The following is an 18,293-nucleotide window of genomic DNA, read 5'->3' as shown; positions in this document are numbered from 1 at the left end:
ACAGCTGTTTTTTATTTATTAAGCTTCTCTAACTTTTCATTCGAGCGAGCGTTGTTTCTTTCCACTACCATTACACTTCTTTTTTGATCGATATAATCAAGTAATGTTCTATACTCTTCCTCATATACTGATAATCGCTCCAGAAGACGCTCTCTTTCTGTTTGTAATGATTCAACTTGTTGTTGCAACACCGTTAAAGAGTTTTCATCTTTATAATTTTGCAAGAAGTCAATAACATCATTCAACGTAATTGACGTAGGTTCTAACACCTTCGTCTCTTTCACTTCATAATTTTCTACTTTACGAAGTTGCTTTGCTTCCTCAATACGTTCTTTATATTGCTTTCTTACGTAAGAATTCCATCTAAATCCACATGCTGCTGGTGTACGTGATAAATTTTTTCCCACTTCCTTAAAGGCAGAAAGTTGTGTTCCACCTTCTCGAATATGCCGGAGTACTACTTCTGCCAGAAGCAAATCTTCATCATCAGTCCAAGCATCTTGTCTTGTTGTCGCCATCTCTCTAGTCCTCCCTATGCATTTTTTATTAAGCATATGCAGTTACTAGAAAAGATAGAATACAACAACTAAAGATTAAGACAAAAAAAAAATAAACGCAGAAGATATCTTCTGCGTTTATTTTCCCGCAATTACTTGCTGATTACTTCTTTACCTTTGTAAGTACCGCATGCTTTACATACACGGTGAGCTAATTTCGCTTCACCACAGCTTGGGCACTCTACCATACCAGGTACTGATAATTTGAAATGCGTACGACGCTTTCTTTTTACTGTTTTAGAAGTTCTTCTAAAAGGTACAGCCATTCTTCCCACCTCCTTAAAAGAAATAGTTATTTTCATATGAAGGCCTGAACCAGTCTTCCGATTATTTGTCAAAAAACTTTGCAAGTCCTGCCAATCTTGGATCAACAGTCTTTTCTTTGTCTTCTTCCGAAATCACTTGCCAGTCTTGACCTTGCGTCGGTGCTCCACCAGAAACATCATCACTGAAAATTTGCATTGGAATCTCCAAAAGTATATTTTCCTTGATTACGGGCAGTAAGTCAAGTACTTCTCCTTCTAAAGAATGAATTTCAGCTTCAGTTTCAAATTCTTCTTGTGAAGTTTGGAACACCTCAGTTGTTTTAATGTCAAATGGTAATGTCACATCTACTAAAGAGCGAGAACATGGTAAAACCATGCTTCCAGTTATATGTAGATGAAACGTAAACTTACCGGAGCCAAAATCAACTCTTCCCATTACATGCACAGGATTAATTTCACGAATATCTTTCTCGACCTCTTTTAGCTCACTTACATCTACCATCTCATCCAATGTCAATCCTTTATTTCTCAATTTATTCAATTGATGGATGGACCATTTCATATCATATCACCTCAAGGCAACAAACAAAATTATAGCTAGCCATTTTATATTTGTCAATGTTTTTTCTTTACACTATAATGAAGTCATCATAGTAAATAATATATAGAGTATCACGTTTTTCAAAAAGATGCTACATCGAAAGGAGAGATTACCATAAAAGCTGGTGGTATTGTTGTTGAATATAACCCTTTTCATAACGGTCATCTTTATCATGTGCAACAGACAAAAAAGTTAACACAATCCGATATAATAATTGCCGTTATGAGTGGTCCTTTTTTACAGCGTGGTGAGCCCGCACTCATTTCCAAATGGTATCGCACTAAAATGGCCTTAGCAAACGGCGTAGACCTTGTTGTAGAGCTTCCATACGTCTTTGCAACACAAAAGGCTGAAACCTTCGCAAATGGTGCTATTTCCATTTTAAATGCCCTACGTGTTTCTGAAATTTGTTTCGGTAGTGAGGATGGACAAATCAAAAACTTTTATAATACCATCTCCGTACAAAAAAACGAAGAAGAGACTTTTAACTGCCTTGTAAAACAATTCATGGACGCTGGTAATAGTTATGCAAAAGCAACATCAGATGCTTTCTCACACATTTTAACATCCGAAAACAACATTGATATGTCACAACCAAATAATATTTTAGGCTTCCAATATATGAAAGCAATTCTGTCACAGAATAGTTCTATACAAGCTCAAACTATACAAAGATTTGCCTCTCATTATCATGATGAAACATTTAATGACCAATATATTGCAAGCGCGACAAGCATCCGAAAACAACTCTTTAGCGAAGAAGGATCATTTACAACAATTGAACCTTTTCTCCCACAGGCAACCACTTCGCTTTTAGCAAATTACAAACAAAACTACGGGATATTACATAATTGGGAACAATACTTTTCATTTTTTAAATATAAACTCATGACGATGTCTCCAGGGGACTTACGACATATATATGAAATAGAAGAAGGTTTAGAGCATCGTATTTTATCAAAAATACAAAACAGTTCCTCCTTCTATTCATTCATGGAAGCATTAAAAACAAAACGTTATACATGGACTAGATTACAAAGAGCTTGTACACACATTTTAACAAACACAACAAAAGAGGAAATACGTAGCGCAAATATAGAACAACACGCACCATATATCCGCCTGTTAGGCATGTCACAAAAAGGACAAACTTATCTTTCAAAAAACAAGAAAAAAATCGAACTTCCAATCCTTACTCATACAAAAACATTTGACCATGCCGCTTTAGATATAGAGAAAAAAGCAAACTCTGTATATTTCTCCATCATGCACGAACCGTTACGCACGCAACTATTAAAACAGGATATAACACACCATCCTATTCGCTATGATGAAACAACTACAAAATTCCTATAAAAAAACCTCTCTATTTCAGAGAGGTTTTTTCCTTATCCATCTTTTCTAAATATGTTAACGCATCATCCAGCGTATCCACTGGTATAATTTTCATTTTTGTTTTAATATCCTTTGCAGTCTCAAGTGCATCTTTATAGTTCGATTTCTCCGCACCTTTTTCATTTGGCGCAAAGAACACTTCAGCCCCGGCATCGCTAGCAGCCACCACTTTTTGATTTATACCACCAATTGGGCCCACTTCTCCTTTTTCATTAATTGTACCTGTTCCAGCTATCTCATGTCCTTTTGTTAAGTCTTCTTCCACAAGTTGATTATATATTTCTAATGTAAACATTAAACCTGCGGATGGTCCACCAATTTCATGAGAATTAATTTTCACTTTCGGATCGACCACTAATTCTCTTTCCGTAACGATAGAAACACCTATACCGACACGTCCATTTCCATTAGGAATCGTCTTTACATTTAAATTTTCTTTCAATTTTTTTCCATTTCTCATGTACTCAATACTTACAGCATCGCTTTCTTTTTTCCCAGTCATATATTCAATAAATTGCTCCGTCTTTTCAAATGTTTTTCCGTCAACAGCTATAATAACATCACCAAGCTTAAGCTTTCCTTCTGACGGCATTCCTTTTGCCACACCAGCAACTAATACACCTTTATTTTCAAAAGAAACAGAGCGATTTGCACGTTTATATGCATTATAAATTGCGGCATTTTGTGAATCTTTCATCGCATAATTTTGGCGAAATTGATATTCTTCATCACTCTCACCTTTTTGCAATATTTCTTCCGCTTTCGAAATATGTGTATATTTATTAAACTGTGCCGCTATTAAATTCACCACATTTGCTGGCCCCATTGAAACCGTAACAAGCATAAAATCACCAGATTCTTTCGTTCCACCCTCAACTTGAACGTAAGGCTCTAATTTGGCAGCCATTCCTGGTTTTGTTACATAATACGGTAAACGTACGTAAACAAGTAACATCGCCAATATAACCCCTATTAAGATTGCATATATAAACCGAAAACGCTTAAACATTATGTTTCTCCTTCCACTGCTCAATTAATAAATAAATATTTGAAACATGTTTTTCCGCTTCTACTTCTCCAACTCGAATAATGTCTTCAATGTTCGTAAAAGCACGTGAACTAAATTGCTCTACAGCTGGTCGCATCATTAAATCCGATGCAATTTGCCGATTCATTACAAGCTCATGCTGCATAATTTCAATACTTTGCATGATTACGTCATAAATGGACGTAACATCTCCATTCACCTTAATTGGAGATACATCAACAGCGATAACAATATCGGCCCCTAACTCTTTCACAACCGATACTGGGATGCGATCAATAACTCCACCATCCACTAATAATCGTCCATCTATTTTTTCTGGTACAAACACTCCAGGAACAGATATGCTAGCCCTAACCGCATCTGCAACTGGCCCACTTGTAAAAACCACTTTTTCCCCCTTCAGTATGTCAGTAGCCACAACAGCCGTCGGGATATCTAACTCTTCTAAATTTTTATTATATGTAAACATTTTAATCATATCTTTGACACGTTTTCCAGCAATAAATCCCATTTTTGGTACCGTAAAATCTAAATAATACTTCCGCTTAAAAACAGATGCCAATTTATACAATCTTTCAACGTTACTACTTGCCGCATAAAACGTACCTATTAGCGCCCCCATACTACTTCCTGCAATCATATGAATAGGGATATCCGCTTCCCTTAAAACCTTTATTACACCAATATGAGCAAACCCTTTCGCTCCTCCAGACCCAAGCGCTAAACCAATCTTTGGTTCTTTCATTTTTCTCACCCTTTAATTTTTTTCATTCCTTTTTCATACTTATGGTCTAAATTCACTACGTATCCACGTATACTGAAATGAACGTTTTTTGGGACAAAGGGGGATTTACTTACATGTATGAAAAATGGAAAACCGCTTTCCTTACCATATCAACGCTATTTTTAACCTTTTCTCTTGTACTCCACCCCCAAGCCGCTTTGCAAGCTTCTATTCGCGGGTTAAATATATGGTGGGAAGTTGTATTCCCTTCACTACTACCGTTTTTCATCATTGCAGAACTTCTAATTAGTATCGGTGTTGTAAAATTTATTGGCGTTATATTAGAACCACTCATGCGCCCACTTTTTCGCGTTCCAGGGATAGGTGGATTTGTTTGGGCCATGGGAATGGCTTCTGGTTTCCCTGCAGGCGCCAAATTAAGCGCTAGACTACGAAAAAGCAATCTTTTAACTCAGATTGAAGCGGAGCGCCTCGTTTCTTTCACAAATTCTTCTAATCCACTTTTTATTTTCGGTGCTGTGTCTATCGGTTTTTTTAATAATCCGAAATTAGGAATTATATTAGCGGCTGCCCATTATTTCAGTAACTTTGCCGTCGGATTAATTATGCGTTTTTACGGACATAATACCGCTTACAAAAATAATACACACACTACAAAAAAACGCCGCTTTCAAAACCCTTTTTTAATTCTTCACGAGACGCGCTTACAAGAAAAAAGGCCAATCGGTAAATTACTTGGGGATGCTATCGTTTCTTCTATTCAAACATTACTTATGATTGGCGGATTTATTATTTTATTCTCTGTGTTAAATAAAATGATTACTGTATTCCACATTACAGCAGCTCTTTCTTTTATTATGCAACATATTTTATCATTCTTCCAACTAAGTACGGATTTTAGTATACCTATATTATCAGGTATTTTCGAAATGACACTCGGAAGCCAAATGATTAGTCAAATAAATGAAACACCGCTCTTACAACAAGCTATGGTAACAAGCTTCATTTTAGCATTTAGCGGTCTTTCTATTCAGGCACAAGTTGCTAGCATATTAGCTGAAACAGATATCCGATTTAAACCCTATTTTTTCGCACGAATTATTCAAAGTATTCTTGCCCCTATTTTTACATTTGTATTTTGGACACCATTTTATGAGAAAGTGAGTTCTTTCTCACCTATACCAAAAGATATTCCTGTATTTTTATCCAAGCATCCTTCTATACTACATGAAATTTGGACATCTTTTATACATTACGGACCAATTTTTACATTATTTTGTCTATACTTATATATTATTTTATTATTTTTGCGCACGTATAAAGAAAAACCCCGTTCACTTTAACGGGGTTTGAAACTTTTCTTTTAAAGCACGCTCCACAATAGGAGGTACAAGATCTACTACACTTCCTCCATACCTCGCAACTTCTTTCACAATACTCGAGCTTAAAAATGAATATTGGTTGTTTGTCATAATAAAAAATGTTTCAATATTTTCATCTAATTTTCGATTCATAGAAGTAATTTGCATCTCATATTCAAAATCAGAAACTGCTCGTAAACCACGTAATATTGCATTTGCATTACGCATTTTTGCATACTCTACTAACAGCCCACTATGCGAATCTACTTTTACATTCGGGATATCCTTTGTCGCTTCTCGAATTAGTTCTAATCGCTCTTCAACTGAAAAGAATGGTTTTTTTGATGAATTGTTTAAAACGACTACGTACACCTCATCAAATACTTTTGCTCCCCTTTTAATAATATCCAGATGCCCAAGGGTAATTGGATCAAAACTTCCTGAAGAAATAGCTATACTTGTCATTCTGTCCCCTCACCTTCATACTTATAAATCGATATTGCAGTAATCCCATAATTCTCAGCTCGTACTTTCACAAGCCTGCCTATTGAATTAGGTAAAACCACATCATGACCATGCTCTGCCATAATTAATCCATCACTATGCAGCAATCCATGTTGATCCATTACACTAATTAAAGATACAATTTTTTGCTCTTTATATGGAGGATCTATTAATATAAGATCGAATGACATTTCACGTTTTATTAGCGCCTTTACTGCACGTTCCGCATCATTTCGATATACTTCAGCTTGTTCCTGTATTCTACAACTTTCTAAATTTTGATGAATTACTTTTATCGCTTTACTATCCCTATCAACAAAAATCGCTTTATCGATCCCTCTGCTCAAAGCCTCAATTCCAAGACCACCACTACCACCAAATAAATCAAGGGCAATACCACCATCAAAATAAGGACCTATCATATTAAAAATAGATTCTTTTACTTTATCTGTCGTTGGACGTGTTGTATTACCAGGAACCGCTTTAAGTGGGTGTCCTTTACATTTTCCTGAAACTACTCTCATCTGTTGTCACTACCTTTATTTCAATATATCGAGCGATTATACAAAGCCATTCCCACTTCGGTAACCGTTAACAAATTACATTCACCTAAATATCGGAAAACTCACCATCAAATAACCGCTCATTATTTTTATGTATTCATCTCATCATTCACTAATATGAATCCAATATGTATATTAGTTCCACTTTATCTTTTTTATCCTATCACAAAATAAAAAAAAGAAAAATAAAAAGCCCAACATAAAATTTAATTTCATTATGTATATCTTCATTTAGATTGGACATAAATAATTATAACAACATCACCTTCGATGTTGTTGCCAACCGCGGAGAAGACTTACGTTTCCCCATAAGTTCTTCCTCCGGTTTCTCCTCTCCCTTTTCCTTCTTACTAGTACATGCTAGTATAAGAAGGGCCCTGCTATGCAGGGTTTTTTTCTTTGTGTGCTTTTCATTTAAAAAGTGAAATGGTACAGTAAAAGAAAGAGGAGGAAAAAATATGATTCAACGCTTTATAGAACTCGGAGAAGGCTACTCTGATTTATATGAATTACTTGAAATTGCCAAAACAAATCAAGAACGTATAGCACATATGTTACAATTTGAAACGATAAAAAACGATAAAAAAGTGTGTTCGCTTGGTGTAATATTAAAACCAACTACTACTGGTGATTTCCAACCATTATACATATGTCGTGAAGGCATTCCTGTATTTGAAAATAAAAAAAGTAAACGTGTCATTTTATTTGAAGAAACGGCAGAGCAACTCGGAAAAAAAGTGGCTACTTTTACTGTAAAGCCATCTACAACTTTCCCAGAAAAAGAACTATTTTTTAATCATTTAATTGGCATTTTACGAATGAACAATTTCATTCCTCCGATGAAATAACACTTTATTTCAATTAAAAAATCCCCCGCTAAACTTAGCAGGGGATTTTTTCTATTAGCTATAATCGTATTCTTTTGCTCGATCAGGACGGGAATTTTCAAATTCCGTTTTTAAATACGGGCGATACGACTGTTCTATCTTTTTCACAAAAGGAAGTTTGTTCAACTTATGCATCATATGCTCAATTTGTTCCATGTCACAATATACTACAGCATATTTTAATCGTTTTGATATGTAATGTATGTTACCATATTTCCTTAAAATCTTGGCATGTTTCAATGAATGTAAATAAACAATCATACTTTGTCGTTGCCCGAACATAATCTTCTCCATCTTCTCCTTTTAAAAACATATATTTTATATTCTATGAAAACCAATCAGAAATTTATAACATTACAGGACAAACTCTGTATACGTTTTCTTCCAACTTCTAAAAAACGGGGTACATCACCCCGTTTTTTTACAACCACAACCTCCGCCAGTACCACAACCTCCACCACAGCCACCAGCATCAAAGAATGGATTTCCTGTTGGTACTTTAATGGAAGAAGACACTTCCGAACCGATTGCTACACTAACTTCATCTAATAACTTCTGCAAAGCAGTTTCTGCTCTTTTAAAAGCTGCAACCTTATCATGTAAGTCCACAGAACGCTTTAATTCTCTCATTTTCATTGATACGGTAGTGTAGTCAGGATGGTATTTTCCAAAACGCTGTACTTCCTCATACCGTTCTTTCATCGCTGTAAATTGCTGAATTAACGTCTGAAGTTCTATATCTTCATGTAATTCTCTATAATACTTACGATAATCTTCTGCTATATCTGAACAGATAATCGCTTTTGCAAGCTGCTCTGCCTTATCTAATATTAATACGCTTTCTAGCGTCGCTACAATCATGAGAGACACCTCCGAGTATCCATCATACCACATTTAGATTAGAACTACTAATTGAAGTGACTTACTCAAAAGAAAGATATAATGAAACTATTTTCACACTATATCCGTACACACTTATACATTAATATGTTCCGCTATATTATATTTAAGAACATCCCATTTCCCACTATTTTGTTTCACATAACTAATACACGCATTTTTTAATGGTGTCTTAAATGTAATTTCATCTGGTTCAATGGCATGTAAAATTGCTTTTATCGCGTGTGAGTGAGCAACAATAATAATACGTTTGCCAAAATGAGTTGTTGCAACATCTTCTAAAGCAGCAAAGCAACGAGCTACAATCTCTTCATCTTGCTCCATACCTTCTACTTTACCCTCAGCAATCAACTCTCTAACAGTCGCAACTGGCTTCCCTGAAGCTTCTCCAAAATTCCGTTCAACAAATCGATCATCTAATAAAATCGATTGTAATCCAGCCGCCTTTGCGATTTCATTAGCCGTTTCTTGCGCTCTAATTAACGGGCTACTTATAATGATATCCCACGTTTCTTCTTGTAAAGCAGCTGCACTTTGACTCGCTTGCTTCTTACCAACTTCATTAAGCGGAATATCTTCTCGCCCCTGAATAATTTCTTGAAAATTCCAATCAGTTTGTCCATGTCGTACTAAACAAATTTCCGTCATGCTGCAACTCCTTTTTAAATAATCAATCTCTATTGTAACAAAAGTTCTGCATGACGGACATATTTTTCACTTGCAATTAGGTTGCATTTTGTTGCTTCATATACTGAAACATATCAATCATGATCGAAGCAACAGCCAATTGATTTTGAAATTTTTCCACTTTATCTGGTATTGTTTTTTTGAAATGTTGCATCGCCGCTAACTCAAAAGCCTCTTTTTCTTCAGGATTTCGTGTTAATTTTCTATACCAGTACGGTTGCTCTCTAATATAGCGAGATAAATCCTCATCAGCCTTTATAAACTCCATAATTTCTGCTCTCATCATCTTTCCCCCCTAATCCTTTTGAAAGAAAAACGGGTTATTTTCTGAAGTACTTTGTTCTTGCTGCGTACGGTTACCTTGAAATTGCTGAATAACTTGTTGCACGCTCCCAATAGCACTCGTCACATTGGCTAAATGGTTCTGCATTTGTTCCACGTCCAACTTTTTAAAAAAAGAAAGCATTTGCCCCATCACATCAGCAGTTTTTTCCTCTTCAGTTCGATTATCTTTTTCTTTTTTATTTTCTTTTACCGAAGAAAACGCAGGCGCTCCATCCGGTCTATAAGTTGCCCATATTGGATCTTCTTCACCAAGTAAGTACCATTCTTCATAAAATTGTTGCCAAGTTTTGTGACCATTTCTAACCTCATGAACCATTTTAGGGTGATGGTTTACAAATTCTTTAAACTGTTGAACCGATGGATGTAACGGCCCTTTTGTTGTTGGCATAATCCTCACCTCTCCATGTATATCTACTATATAGTAAGAAAAAAAAGGCACATGGTTCGCCTATTTTCAGACGATTCATGCACCTTTTTTTCTGCTATTTGCATACGGTCAGATTCCCACCTACAATTCAGTGAATACGAAGTAACTAATTAGGTGATGTAACACCCCACCGCTTACAGTTTCGCTTTATTTTCGAATAAAGTTTTGTGTATAAAATTTATCGTATACACCAACACCTAATCCTGTAAATTGTTCATTTAATAAATTCTTTCTATGCCCCTCACTATTTAACCAACCTTGCACTGCCGCAATTCCATCACTATGTTGCGCCGCTATGTTCTCACCAGCAAGTTGAAATCCTACTTTCCCGCGCTGCAATCGATCTCCTAGCGTACCTAATGTAGGTGAGTCATGAGAAAAATAATTATTGTCTTTCATATCTTTACTGTGACCAACAGCAACATCTGCTGTTTCCTGATCCCATGTTAATAATGATAATTTATGACGACTTCGAATGATATTTGTTAAATCAAAAATTTGTTGCATATTCCCATTTTCTACTTGTTTTATTTTTTCTGGAGTCAATGGTTGTTCTGCTATTAATTCACCTGAATAAACGAGCTGATACGGTCTTTGGCGTAATAATGTTTCATCATCCATATAACGAACACCCACAAGCTCATGTGTAAATTGATCAAAATACAATTGCGCCCATCCATCTTCTACAGGTATTAACGGTTGTTCCATGACTTCGGTATCAGATAGTTCAAATTGATAACTATTTTTCCCTCTTTTTAACGCAATTTCATGCGAAGGCGGACTTTTTTTATATACTTCTTCATATTTTTCATTTATATAATAAGGTGGAACCTTAACTTGTTCACCAGCAGCATACGCCGTTACAACTTTACGTTCAGAAACTCCAAATTGAGCATACTGAGTTAAATCCTGATTGTATACCCACCATTCATATCCGTATGCAGACGGCTCTATTCGAGAGGGTTCTCCCCACTTCGCCAATAAATTTTCAGAGTCTTCACCAATCATATTTAAAACAGTGTCTGAGGAGTCTTCCTTAATTTGCTTTTTCTTTTTCACAATTTTATTTTCTTGCTTTGATTGAGATGGGGTTAATATATATTGTGAAACGAGTAATTTTCCGTATAAATCAACAGCTAAAATTAAAAATGTAATCATTACGATACGCAATAATTTCTTCAAACGATATACCTCCTAAACAAAACATAAAATTGAGATATACACAAATCCTTTTCTTTCTTTTTGTGTGTACCGTACTCTTTTCACTATATCATATTTTCGTGAAAAAAGTCTGGATTATCCCTTTTCTCTCAATATGAATTGCACTTTCTTATTATTCATACTATTATAAAAATAATGGTGTAACATTAAAAAAGGAGGTATTATATGCAATTTACAAATACGAAATTTAATGGAGCCGTCGTTGAATTAACTCTTTTAACTGAAATCATGGAAAACAACCACTTCGTACTTGCTGGACAGTGGGATTATGAACGGGTTACATACGATTATAAATTTGAAATATTAAAGGATATTTATTATTTGCGAGTGCAAGGCGTTGCTGTTGAAGGTGACATTGGCAGTAGACACGCTGAAGTAAAACTACTCCCTCCCTTATTAGGAAAACATTATTATCCTCACGGCGTTGAATATGGCGATGATGAGACTTTCCCAACGAATGTACTTCAAAAAAGTGAACAACTCCTACAAAATGTCGAAAAAGAGTTAAAGGAACTTCAAATTATTGATTAACAAAAACAAGCGCATCAATATGATGCGCTTGTTTTTTCCCTCCCCTAAGAATGAATCGTTTTTTTTACTGGATATCCATAAATAGATCCATCTTTTACTTTAATCTCATCTTCCCAAGGAACCTTATATTTACCTTCAGCTAAATCTTTTACAAACGTATATGGATTTTCTTTCACCCCACCAGGAGTTGCTACATATCCTCTTGAACCTAGATTATATATATTATTTTCTAATCCCCATCCTAATCTAGCCTGATCTGCTAGTTCTGGATATACTTCAGCAGTAACAATCTCCCAAGGATTTCGATGCCCCTGTACTAAAGTAGTCCCATCAAAATTACATACTTGTCCTTCACCAAAGTAATAAAATACACCATCATAACCCGCTAAGTTTACCGACAATGTATACATTAAATTCTGCCATGCATTTGAACGATTGGTTAGCATCCATTGTTCACTAACTTGTGTGCTATACCCAGAAATACGAATCAAGACATTTGCACCTTTATAGGCCGCTTCACGAGCTACTTCAGGGAACATGCCATCATGACAAATACAAACAGCTAATTTACTTCCTCCAGGTCCATCACAAACAGGTAAGCCTAAATCTCCAGCTTTCCAAGGCTCGACTGGCACCCAAGGATTTAGCTTACGATACTTCAAAATCATTTCACCTTGTGGATCAATAATAACTGCTGTATTATATGGCTCTCCACCATCAGGGTTTTTTTCCATTATTGAAAAAACACCATATACTTTAGATTCCTTACATGCCTCAGCAAATAAGTCTGTTTCTGGCCCAGGCACTGTACATAAAAATTCTTCTGTAGTCCATTTTTTTGTATTGAGCCCTTGTGTACTATATTCAGGAAATACTATTAATTCTAATCCAGGATAACCTGATTTGGTCGAATGAATTGTTTTTATGATTTGTTGAATTTGTTTATCAATGTCCGCACGTGACTCTACTACTGGTACTGGATATTGAATTAGTGCTGTCAAAAAACCACTAATCGGCTTTACCATACTTCCACTACTACCCATTAAAATTCCCCCTTAAAATAGTTCGTGTTTATTAAAGATAACAATATATATTTGTAACTCTCTAAAAAACTTGCACTACATATGGAATTATTACGCATGAAAGCTAGTAGTAAATTTTATATCCACTTTTAGTACACGCCTACACTAACTTAACATAAAAATTCAGAAAATTCAACCTTATTGAAAAGAGCTAAAACTAAAAAGAAAAAGCGCATGGAATCCCATACACTTTTTCACTTAGTCTGTAAATACGGCGGCAATTGTTGCAACTGCTCCTTATCCTTTTCACGTTCTCTACGTGCCCACCTAAAGAATACATAGCCTATAATTGTACCGTACACTATTTCCTGGACAATTTTCATTATGATACCACCAGTTTGCTGGTCTTGTACAACTGGCATCCAGTGCAAAAATTCTGGTCCCGTTATATTTAAATCTGATAAAGTGCCCGCTGGTACACATAGTTCCATCGCTTTCATCCAAGCAGCCGGATCCGTATACGTTGCAAATAACGGGGCTGTCGCAAAAATGATTAACGCACAAGCAGGCGTTAATAATATACCGTTAGCAAACATATAACCAAGTTTCTTTATATCACTTAACGTTTGATATTCTGGTAATGGATTTAACATCGGCCACCACATCATAATTGCTGTAAAAAACAATATAGCTAAACAAATAGGATGAGCTATTTGACTTTGTTTTACTGTATCAAAAACAACTGGTAAATGATAAAAAGAAAACAGGCCGTTAAATACAAACAACGCAATAAGTGGTTTAGCAAATACCTTTAATATAATTTGAACGAACTTAAAAGAAGTAATGTAACGATATAACCAAATCGGTATACCAAGCAACAGTAACGGTGGAACTGCAATATACATGACTGCCATTTCAAACATATGAGCACTAAATATAATATGGCCAATTAAATCAATAGGCCCTCCCTTTACAAAATACAAAAGAACAATACCAGTCGTAAAATAAAAAATTTGCTTCTTACTTACCTTCGTCGCATTTTCAAATCGCATTCTATATGGACCAATAATTAAGAAGTACCCAATAAGAATCGACAGCATAAATATTAAAAAGATTGGACTCCATAAAGCCTGAAATCCAAATATCCACAAGTTACTCATTTTCACACCTACCTTCGTAAGGTTATCCATAATATGAAGAGGGAGCTGTGACAACACAAGCTCCCTTATTTTTCACTTTTCAAATCCAGACGATTGTCATAAATGCTAAAATTGTAATTAACCCTATTAGCAGACCAGAGTATAGAAAGAAACTTGCTGCTTCATGTCCTTTATGACTCATATGCATAAAATAATACAATTGAAAAATTACTTGTACCACTGCTAATAGTAAAATAAATGGAACAGAGAAAGTCGGACTAAAAGTTTTTGGATACGCCACTGCTACAAATGCAACTAATGTTAAAAAAATCATTAATGCAAACGTAATAACTTGATGCTTCATTTCCTCCGCACTTTTTCTCTTCCGATAAACAAGATCAACTTTAGGATTATTCGTTTGCTTTATCGCCATTGTTTATCCCACCATTCCCATTAAATATACTACAGTGAAAATAAACACCCAAACTACGTCAATAAAGTGCCAATAAATCGATGCAACATAAAACTTTGGTGCATTGTATAAATTTAGACCTCTCTTCGCATTTCTAAAGATTAATGTTAAAATCCAACATAACCCAAACAATACGTGGAGTCCATGTGTACCAACAAGAGCATAAAACGCAGAGCCAAACGCACTACTTCTCATAGTATGCTTAAATTCATGTGTATAATGATAAAACTCATATATCTCAAACCCTAAAAACCCTAAACCTAGCAATACAGTTACTAGTAACCAAAGTTGCATTTTCTTAAAGTTAAAGTTTTTCATGTGATACATCGCATATACACTCGTTAAGCTACTCGTTAATAAAAGCATCGTCATAATGAAAACGAGTGGCATTTGGAACATCTCTTGAGATGTTGGTCCACCATTTGTAGAATTCTTTAACGCTAAATATGTGCCAAATAAGGAAGCGAACAATACTGTTTCGCCTCCAAGAAATAACCAAAAACCGACAAACTTATTTTTCCCTTCAAGGGTTGCTTTTTCAGGCTCTGCTGGAAATGTTTCATTCGTTAATTTTTCATCTACATGCATTATGCCTTGCCCCCCTTATCATCTAAATCTTCTTTATGAATATGATATCCATGATCATCGATTACTGAACGTAGGAACATTGCGCCAAATGTAATGATTAAACCAATAATTGCTACCAATAACCAGAACTTATCTTTTCCACCCTGCATATACATTGCACCAAATGCCGCTATAAACAATCCAAAAGAAATGACAAATGGTGAAAACGAAGGATTTGGCATATGAATATCACCAACTGGTTCCGCTGCTGTCATCTCTTTATTACCTTCACGTTTTTCAATCCAAAACGGATCTAATCCGCGAACAAATGGTAATTGTTTAAAGTTATATTCTGGTGTCGGTGCTGGCATTGTCCATTCTAATGTACGTGCATCCCACGGATCACGACCAGCTTTTTCTTTTGATACTGTCGTTTTAATTACATTGAATAGAAGAACAATAGTCCCAAGAGCCATAAACACCGCTCCAATAGAACTAATCATATTCCCCATTTCCAACCCTTGCCCTTCAAGATATGTGTAGTAACGGCGTGGCATACCAATCAAGCCAAGGAAATGCTGAATAAAGAACGTTAAATGGAAACCAATAAAGAATAGCCAAAACGTTATCTTTCCTAATGTTTCATTTAATACTTTATTAAACATCAGTGGCCAATAATAATGAGCTCCTGCAAGTAAACCAAATACAACACCGCCAACGATTACATAATGAAAATGTGCTACTACGAAATAGTTATCATGAAATTGATAATCAGCTGGTGCAGATGCTAGCATAACCCCTGTAACTCCACCCATTACGAATGATGGAATGAAAGCTACTGCCCACATCATTGGTGTCGTAAAACGAATACTTCCGCCCCACATTGTAAAGAGCCAGTTGAATATTTTGATACCAGTCGGAACCGCAATCGCCATTGTTGCAACTGAGAAAATAGCATTAGCAACTGGACCAAGTCCAACAGTAAACATATGATGGGCCCATACCATAAATCCTAAAAATCCAATTAATACAGTCGCAAACACCATCGATGAATAACCAAACAATCGTTTTTTCGAAAATGTCGCGAAGATTTCTGAGAATATTCCGAAAGCTGGGAGTATAAGAATGTATACTTCTGGATGACCGAAAATCCAGAATAAATGCTCCCATATAATTGTATTCCCGCCCAATGCTGGATTAAAGAAACTTGTTCCAAATAAACGATCTAACATTAAAAGCCCTAATCCTACAGTTAACGGTGGAAAAGCGAATAATATAAGCGAAGATGTTACAAATGTCGTCCATGTAAACATCGGCATACGCATATACGTCATTCCTGGCGCACGCATATTAATAATGGTTACAAGGAAGTTAATACCTCCAATTAATGTACCAATACCTGAGATTTGCAAACCGAGTACATAGAAATCAACACCATGACCCTTAGAGGCTAAAGCTAAAGATGCATAAGATGTCCATCCTGCATCAGGTGCTCCACCTAAAAACCAACTTAAATTTAAAAATACTCCACCAAAGAAAAACAACCAAAATCCGAGTGAATTCAAAAACGGGAACGCTACATCACGTGCACCAATTTGAAGTGGTACAGCGGCGTTCATAAATGCAAACACGAGTGGCATAGCTGCGAGGAAAATCATTGTTGTACCGTGCATCGTCAATACTTGATTATAAGCATCCCCAACAAGAAAAGCGTTGTTAGGAATCGCTAATTGAAGGCGAATAAATAGAGCTTCTATTCCGCCTATTACAAAAAACAATCCACCTGCAATTAAATAGAGAATGGCAATCTTTTTATGGTCTACTGTCGTTAAATAATCCCATATGACAGCACCCATCCCCTGTTTTTTTGCTACAGAACTCACGTTTTCAACCTCCCCTTCACGAATAATCCCTCTTTACTTTTCAACTTTTAACGTTTGTAAGTATGCATTTAATGCATCAATTTGATCATCCGTTAAGTTGCCATATTTGCCAGTCATTTTGTTTCCTGGCTTCATATTTTCAGGATCTTTCAGCCATTTTTTTAAGTTTTCTTCATTGTTTTCGGCAATACCGGCAACCATATCGCGATCCGCAAAGTTTGCTAAGTTTGGTGCGATACGAGCGGAAGGTGGTCTACTATCATTAGATCCAACTGCGTGACAACCAATACAGCTTTTATTAAATATTTCTTGGCCCTCTTGCGCCTTTGTTGAAGCTACTTCTTTCTTCCCATCAATCTTCTTCATATCAGCAAGCCAATTTTTGTACTCGCTTTCATCTAAAGCTTTCACTTTAAATTGCATTAAAGAATGTGATGGGCCGCAAAATTCTGTACAAAAACCATTATAAGTGCCCGATTTATCTGCCTTTAACCACATTTTGTTCACATTGTCTGTATTTGTATCCATTTTCCCAGCTAAAGATGGAACCCAAAATGAGTGTTTAATATCGGCACCCTTCAAATTTAAATACACTTTCTTACCTGTGGGGATGACTAAATCTTGCGAAGTTACTATCTTTTCTGATTTGTAAGAAAATTCCCACCAATAAAGATTCGCTGTTACATCAACAACGATAGTATCTTTATCAATATTCTTTTTCTCCATCGCACTTACATCAGCAAGTTTGAATGTATATGTAACCGTTGGAACAGCTAAGATTAGTAAAAGAATAATCGGAATAACTGTCCATATAATTTCTAGCTTGTGATTTCCTTCAACTTGCTCTGGAATATAATCTTCCTGACCTTTCTTTTGTCGGAAACGCACAATTACATACAAGAAAATAATAGTAACTACTAGTACTACTCCTACCATGATTGCACTCGCCAGTAGAAGTAAATCATATTGCATTTTTGCTACTTCTCCTTGCGGAATTAAAGTAGATTGAAAGGCTTTACCGCATCCCCCTAACAGTAAAGCCAGCAGTGAAACGAACGAAAGCAGTCGCCACTGTTTCTTCATACAAACAACCCCCACTTTCCTTGTGAATTAGATTGTACTTTATAGTTAAGTAAAGTAAATCTCAACGTAAAGAAATCCAATTATGTCGT

At 35.7% G+C, this 18,293-nt stretch carries 23 protein-coding genes; 4 read left to right on the top strand and 19 right to left on the bottom strand.

All coding sequences use genetic code 11. The features are described from left to right. Nucleotides 1-11: 11 nt before the first annotated feature. The 3 genes from MR160_RS00215 to MR160_RS00205 form a co-directional block, all read right to left on the bottom strand. Nucleotides 12-518, bottom strand: coding sequence for an RsfA family transcriptional regulator (locus tag MR160_RS00215; RefSeq protein ID WP_097890977.1), 507 nt, complete (start codon nucleotides 516-518; stop codon nucleotides 12-14). Nucleotides 519-649: 131 nt separating this feature from the next. Next, nucleotides 650-823 carry a 50S ribosomal protein L32 gene (rpmF, locus tag MR160_RS00210; RefSeq protein ID WP_001984764.1) on the bottom strand — a complete coding sequence of 58 codons (174 nt, stop codon included), beginning with the start codon at nucleotides 821-823 and terminating at the stop codon, nucleotides 650-652. A gap of 61 nt (nucleotides 824-884) precedes the next feature. Next, nucleotides 885-1,385, bottom strand: coding sequence for a YceD family protein (locus tag MR160_RS00205; protein WP_000872137.1), 501 nt, complete (start codon nucleotides 1,383-1,385; stop codon nucleotides 885-887). Between the two features lie 213 nt (nucleotides 1,386-1,598). Here MR160_RS00205 and MR160_RS00200 point away from each other — a divergent pair, with 213 nt between their 5' ends. Then, nucleotides 1,599-2,780 (top strand): nucleotidyltransferase, encoded by a 1,182-nt coding sequence (locus MR160_RS00200; RefSeq protein ID WP_003307657.1) that lies wholly within the window; start codon nucleotides 1,599-1,601, stop codon nucleotides 2,778-2,780. A gap of 10 nt (nucleotides 2,781-2,790) precedes the next feature. Here MR160_RS00200 and MR160_RS00195 read toward each other — a convergent pair whose 3' ends face one another. Next, a complete protein-coding gene (locus tag MR160_RS00195) occupies nucleotides 2,791-3,828 on the bottom strand; it encodes a SepM family pheromone-processing serine protease (protein WP_000476295.1) in 1,038 nt (345 codons plus the stop codon). Beyond that, entirely contained in the window at nucleotides 3,821-4,612 is a 792-nt protein-coding gene (locus MR160_RS00190) for a patatin-like phospholipase family protein (protein WP_000662584.1), read from the bottom strand. Before MR160_RS00190 ends, MR160_RS00195 begins: the two co-directional genes overlap by 8 nt. Nucleotides 4,613-4,725: 113 nt before the next feature. Between MR160_RS00190 and ylbJ the strand changes: the two genes are divergently transcribed. Continuing rightward, a complete protein-coding gene (gene ylbJ / locus MR160_RS00185) occupies nucleotides 4,726-5,955 on the top strand; it encodes a sporulation integral membrane protein YlbJ (RefSeq protein ID WP_000273087.1) in 1,230 nt (409 codons plus the stop codon). On the opposite strand, the gene coaD is transcribed toward ylbJ, so the two are convergent. After that, nucleotides 5,947-6,438: a pantetheine-phosphate adenylyltransferase gene (gene coaD, locus MR160_RS00180; protein ID WP_000200601.1), complete on the bottom strand. Its 492-nt coding sequence runs from the start codon at nucleotides 6,436-6,438 to the stop codon at nucleotides 5,947-5,949. The genes ylbJ and coaD overlap by 9 nt on opposite strands. After that, entirely contained in the window at nucleotides 6,435-7,001 is a 567-nt protein-coding gene (gene rsmD / locus MR160_RS00175) for a 16S rRNA (guanine(966)-N(2))-methyltransferase RsmD (RefSeq protein ID WP_081143617.1), read from the bottom strand. Before rsmD ends, coaD begins: the two co-directional genes overlap by 4 nt. 497 nt (nucleotides 7,002-7,498) lie before the next feature. Between rsmD and MR160_RS00170 the strand changes: the two genes are divergently transcribed. Next, nucleotides 7,499-7,888 carry a DUF7147 family protein gene (locus tag MR160_RS00170; RefSeq protein WP_086390404.1) on the top strand — a complete coding sequence of 130 codons (390 nt, stop codon included), beginning with the start codon at nucleotides 7,499-7,501 and terminating at the stop codon, nucleotides 7,886-7,888. Between the two features lie 54 nt (nucleotides 7,889-7,942). On the opposite strand, the gene MR160_RS00165 is transcribed toward MR160_RS00170, so the two are convergent. The 6 genes from MR160_RS00165 to MR160_RS00140 form a co-directional block, all read right to left on the bottom strand. Beyond that, a complete protein-coding gene (locus tag MR160_RS00165) occupies nucleotides 7,943-8,209 on the bottom strand; it encodes a YlbG family protein (protein WP_002082261.1) in 267 nt (88 codons plus the stop codon). Nucleotides 8,210-8,335: 126 nt separating this feature from the next. Next, nucleotides 8,336-8,788, bottom strand: coding sequence for a YlbF/YmcA family competence regulator (locus MR160_RS00160; protein WP_000634361.1), 453 nt, complete (start codon nucleotides 8,786-8,788; stop codon nucleotides 8,336-8,338). 114 nt (nucleotides 8,789-8,902) lie between these two features. Next, nucleotides 8,903-9,475 (bottom strand): histidine phosphatase family protein, encoded by a 573-nt coding sequence (locus MR160_RS00155; RefSeq protein WP_000134944.1) that lies wholly within the window; start codon nucleotides 9,473-9,475, stop codon nucleotides 8,903-8,905. A gap of 76 nt (nucleotides 9,476-9,551) precedes the next feature. Then, on the bottom strand, nucleotides 9,552-9,797 hold the full coding sequence (locus tag MR160_RS00150; RefSeq protein WP_001200990.1) for a YlbE-like family protein: 246 nt from the start codon (nucleotides 9,795-9,797) through the stop codon (nucleotides 9,552-9,554). A 12-nt stretch (nucleotides 9,798-9,809) separates the two neighbouring features. Further along, the gene (locus MR160_RS00145) at nucleotides 9,810-10,247 is read right to left on the bottom strand and encodes a YlbD family protein (RefSeq protein WP_001143333.1); all 438 of its coding nucleotides are present in this window, start codon (nucleotides 10,245-10,247) and stop codon (nucleotides 9,810-9,812) included. A 186-nt stretch (nucleotides 10,248-10,433) separates the two neighbouring features. Next, a complete protein-coding gene (locus MR160_RS00140) occupies nucleotides 10,434-11,468 on the bottom strand; it encodes a CAP domain-containing protein (RefSeq protein ID WP_000735371.1) in 1,035 nt (344 codons plus the stop codon). A gap of 204 nt (nucleotides 11,469-11,672) precedes the next feature. On the opposite strand from MR160_RS00140, the gene MR160_RS00135 reads away from it, so the two are divergent. Next, nucleotides 11,673-12,038: a YugN family protein gene (locus MR160_RS00135; RefSeq protein ID WP_001160945.1), complete on the top strand. Its 366-nt coding sequence runs from the start codon at nucleotides 11,673-11,675 to the stop codon at nucleotides 12,036-12,038. 44 nt (nucleotides 12,039-12,082) lie between these two features. Here MR160_RS00135 and MR160_RS00130 read toward each other — a convergent pair whose 3' ends face one another. From MR160_RS00130 to coxB, 6 genes are all read right to left on the bottom strand, one after another. Further along, entirely contained in the window at nucleotides 12,083-13,081 is a 999-nt protein-coding gene (locus tag MR160_RS00130; RefSeq protein WP_000535802.1) for a formamidase, read from the bottom strand. Between the two features lie 233 nt (nucleotides 13,082-13,314). Next, nucleotides 13,315-14,220: a cytochrome c oxidase assembly factor CtaG gene (gene ctaG, locus MR160_RS00125; RefSeq protein ID WP_041488175.1), complete on the bottom strand. Its 906-nt coding sequence runs from the start codon at nucleotides 14,218-14,220 to the stop codon at nucleotides 13,315-13,317. A gap of 79 nt (nucleotides 14,221-14,299) precedes the next feature. Then, nucleotides 14,300-14,632, bottom strand: coding sequence for a cytochrome c oxidase subunit IVB (gene ctaF / locus MR160_RS00120; protein WP_000985703.1), 333 nt, complete (start codon nucleotides 14,630-14,632; stop codon nucleotides 14,300-14,302). Between the two features lie 3 nt (nucleotides 14,633-14,635). Continuing rightward, on the bottom strand, nucleotides 14,636-15,259 hold the full coding sequence (gene ctaE / locus MR160_RS00115) for a cytochrome c oxidase subunit III (RefSeq protein ID WP_000557861.1): 624 nt from the start codon (nucleotides 15,257-15,259) through the stop codon (nucleotides 14,636-14,638). Next, nucleotides 15,259-17,094 (bottom strand): cytochrome c oxidase subunit I, encoded by a 1,836-nt coding sequence (gene ctaD / locus MR160_RS00110; RefSeq protein WP_153577875.1) that lies wholly within the window; start codon nucleotides 17,092-17,094, stop codon nucleotides 15,259-15,261. Before ctaD ends, ctaE begins: the two co-directional genes overlap by 1 nt. Before the next feature lie 60 nt (nucleotides 17,095-17,154). Next, complete coding sequence (coxB, locus tag MR160_RS00105) at nucleotides 17,155-18,204, bottom strand: cytochrome c oxidase subunit II (protein WP_000745273.1); 1,050 nt, start codon at nucleotides 18,202-18,204, stop codon at nucleotides 17,155-17,157. Between the last annotated feature and the right edge of the window lie 89 nt (nucleotides 18,205-18,293).

This window comes from Bacillus cereus group sp. BfR-BA-01382 (assembly GCF_022663475.1).
Taxonomy (GTDB): domain Bacteria; phylum Bacillota; class Bacilli; order Bacillales; family Bacillaceae_G; genus Bacillus_A; species Bacillus_A thuringiensis_S.
This window is presented reverse-complemented; position numbering and strand designations above follow the sequence as displayed.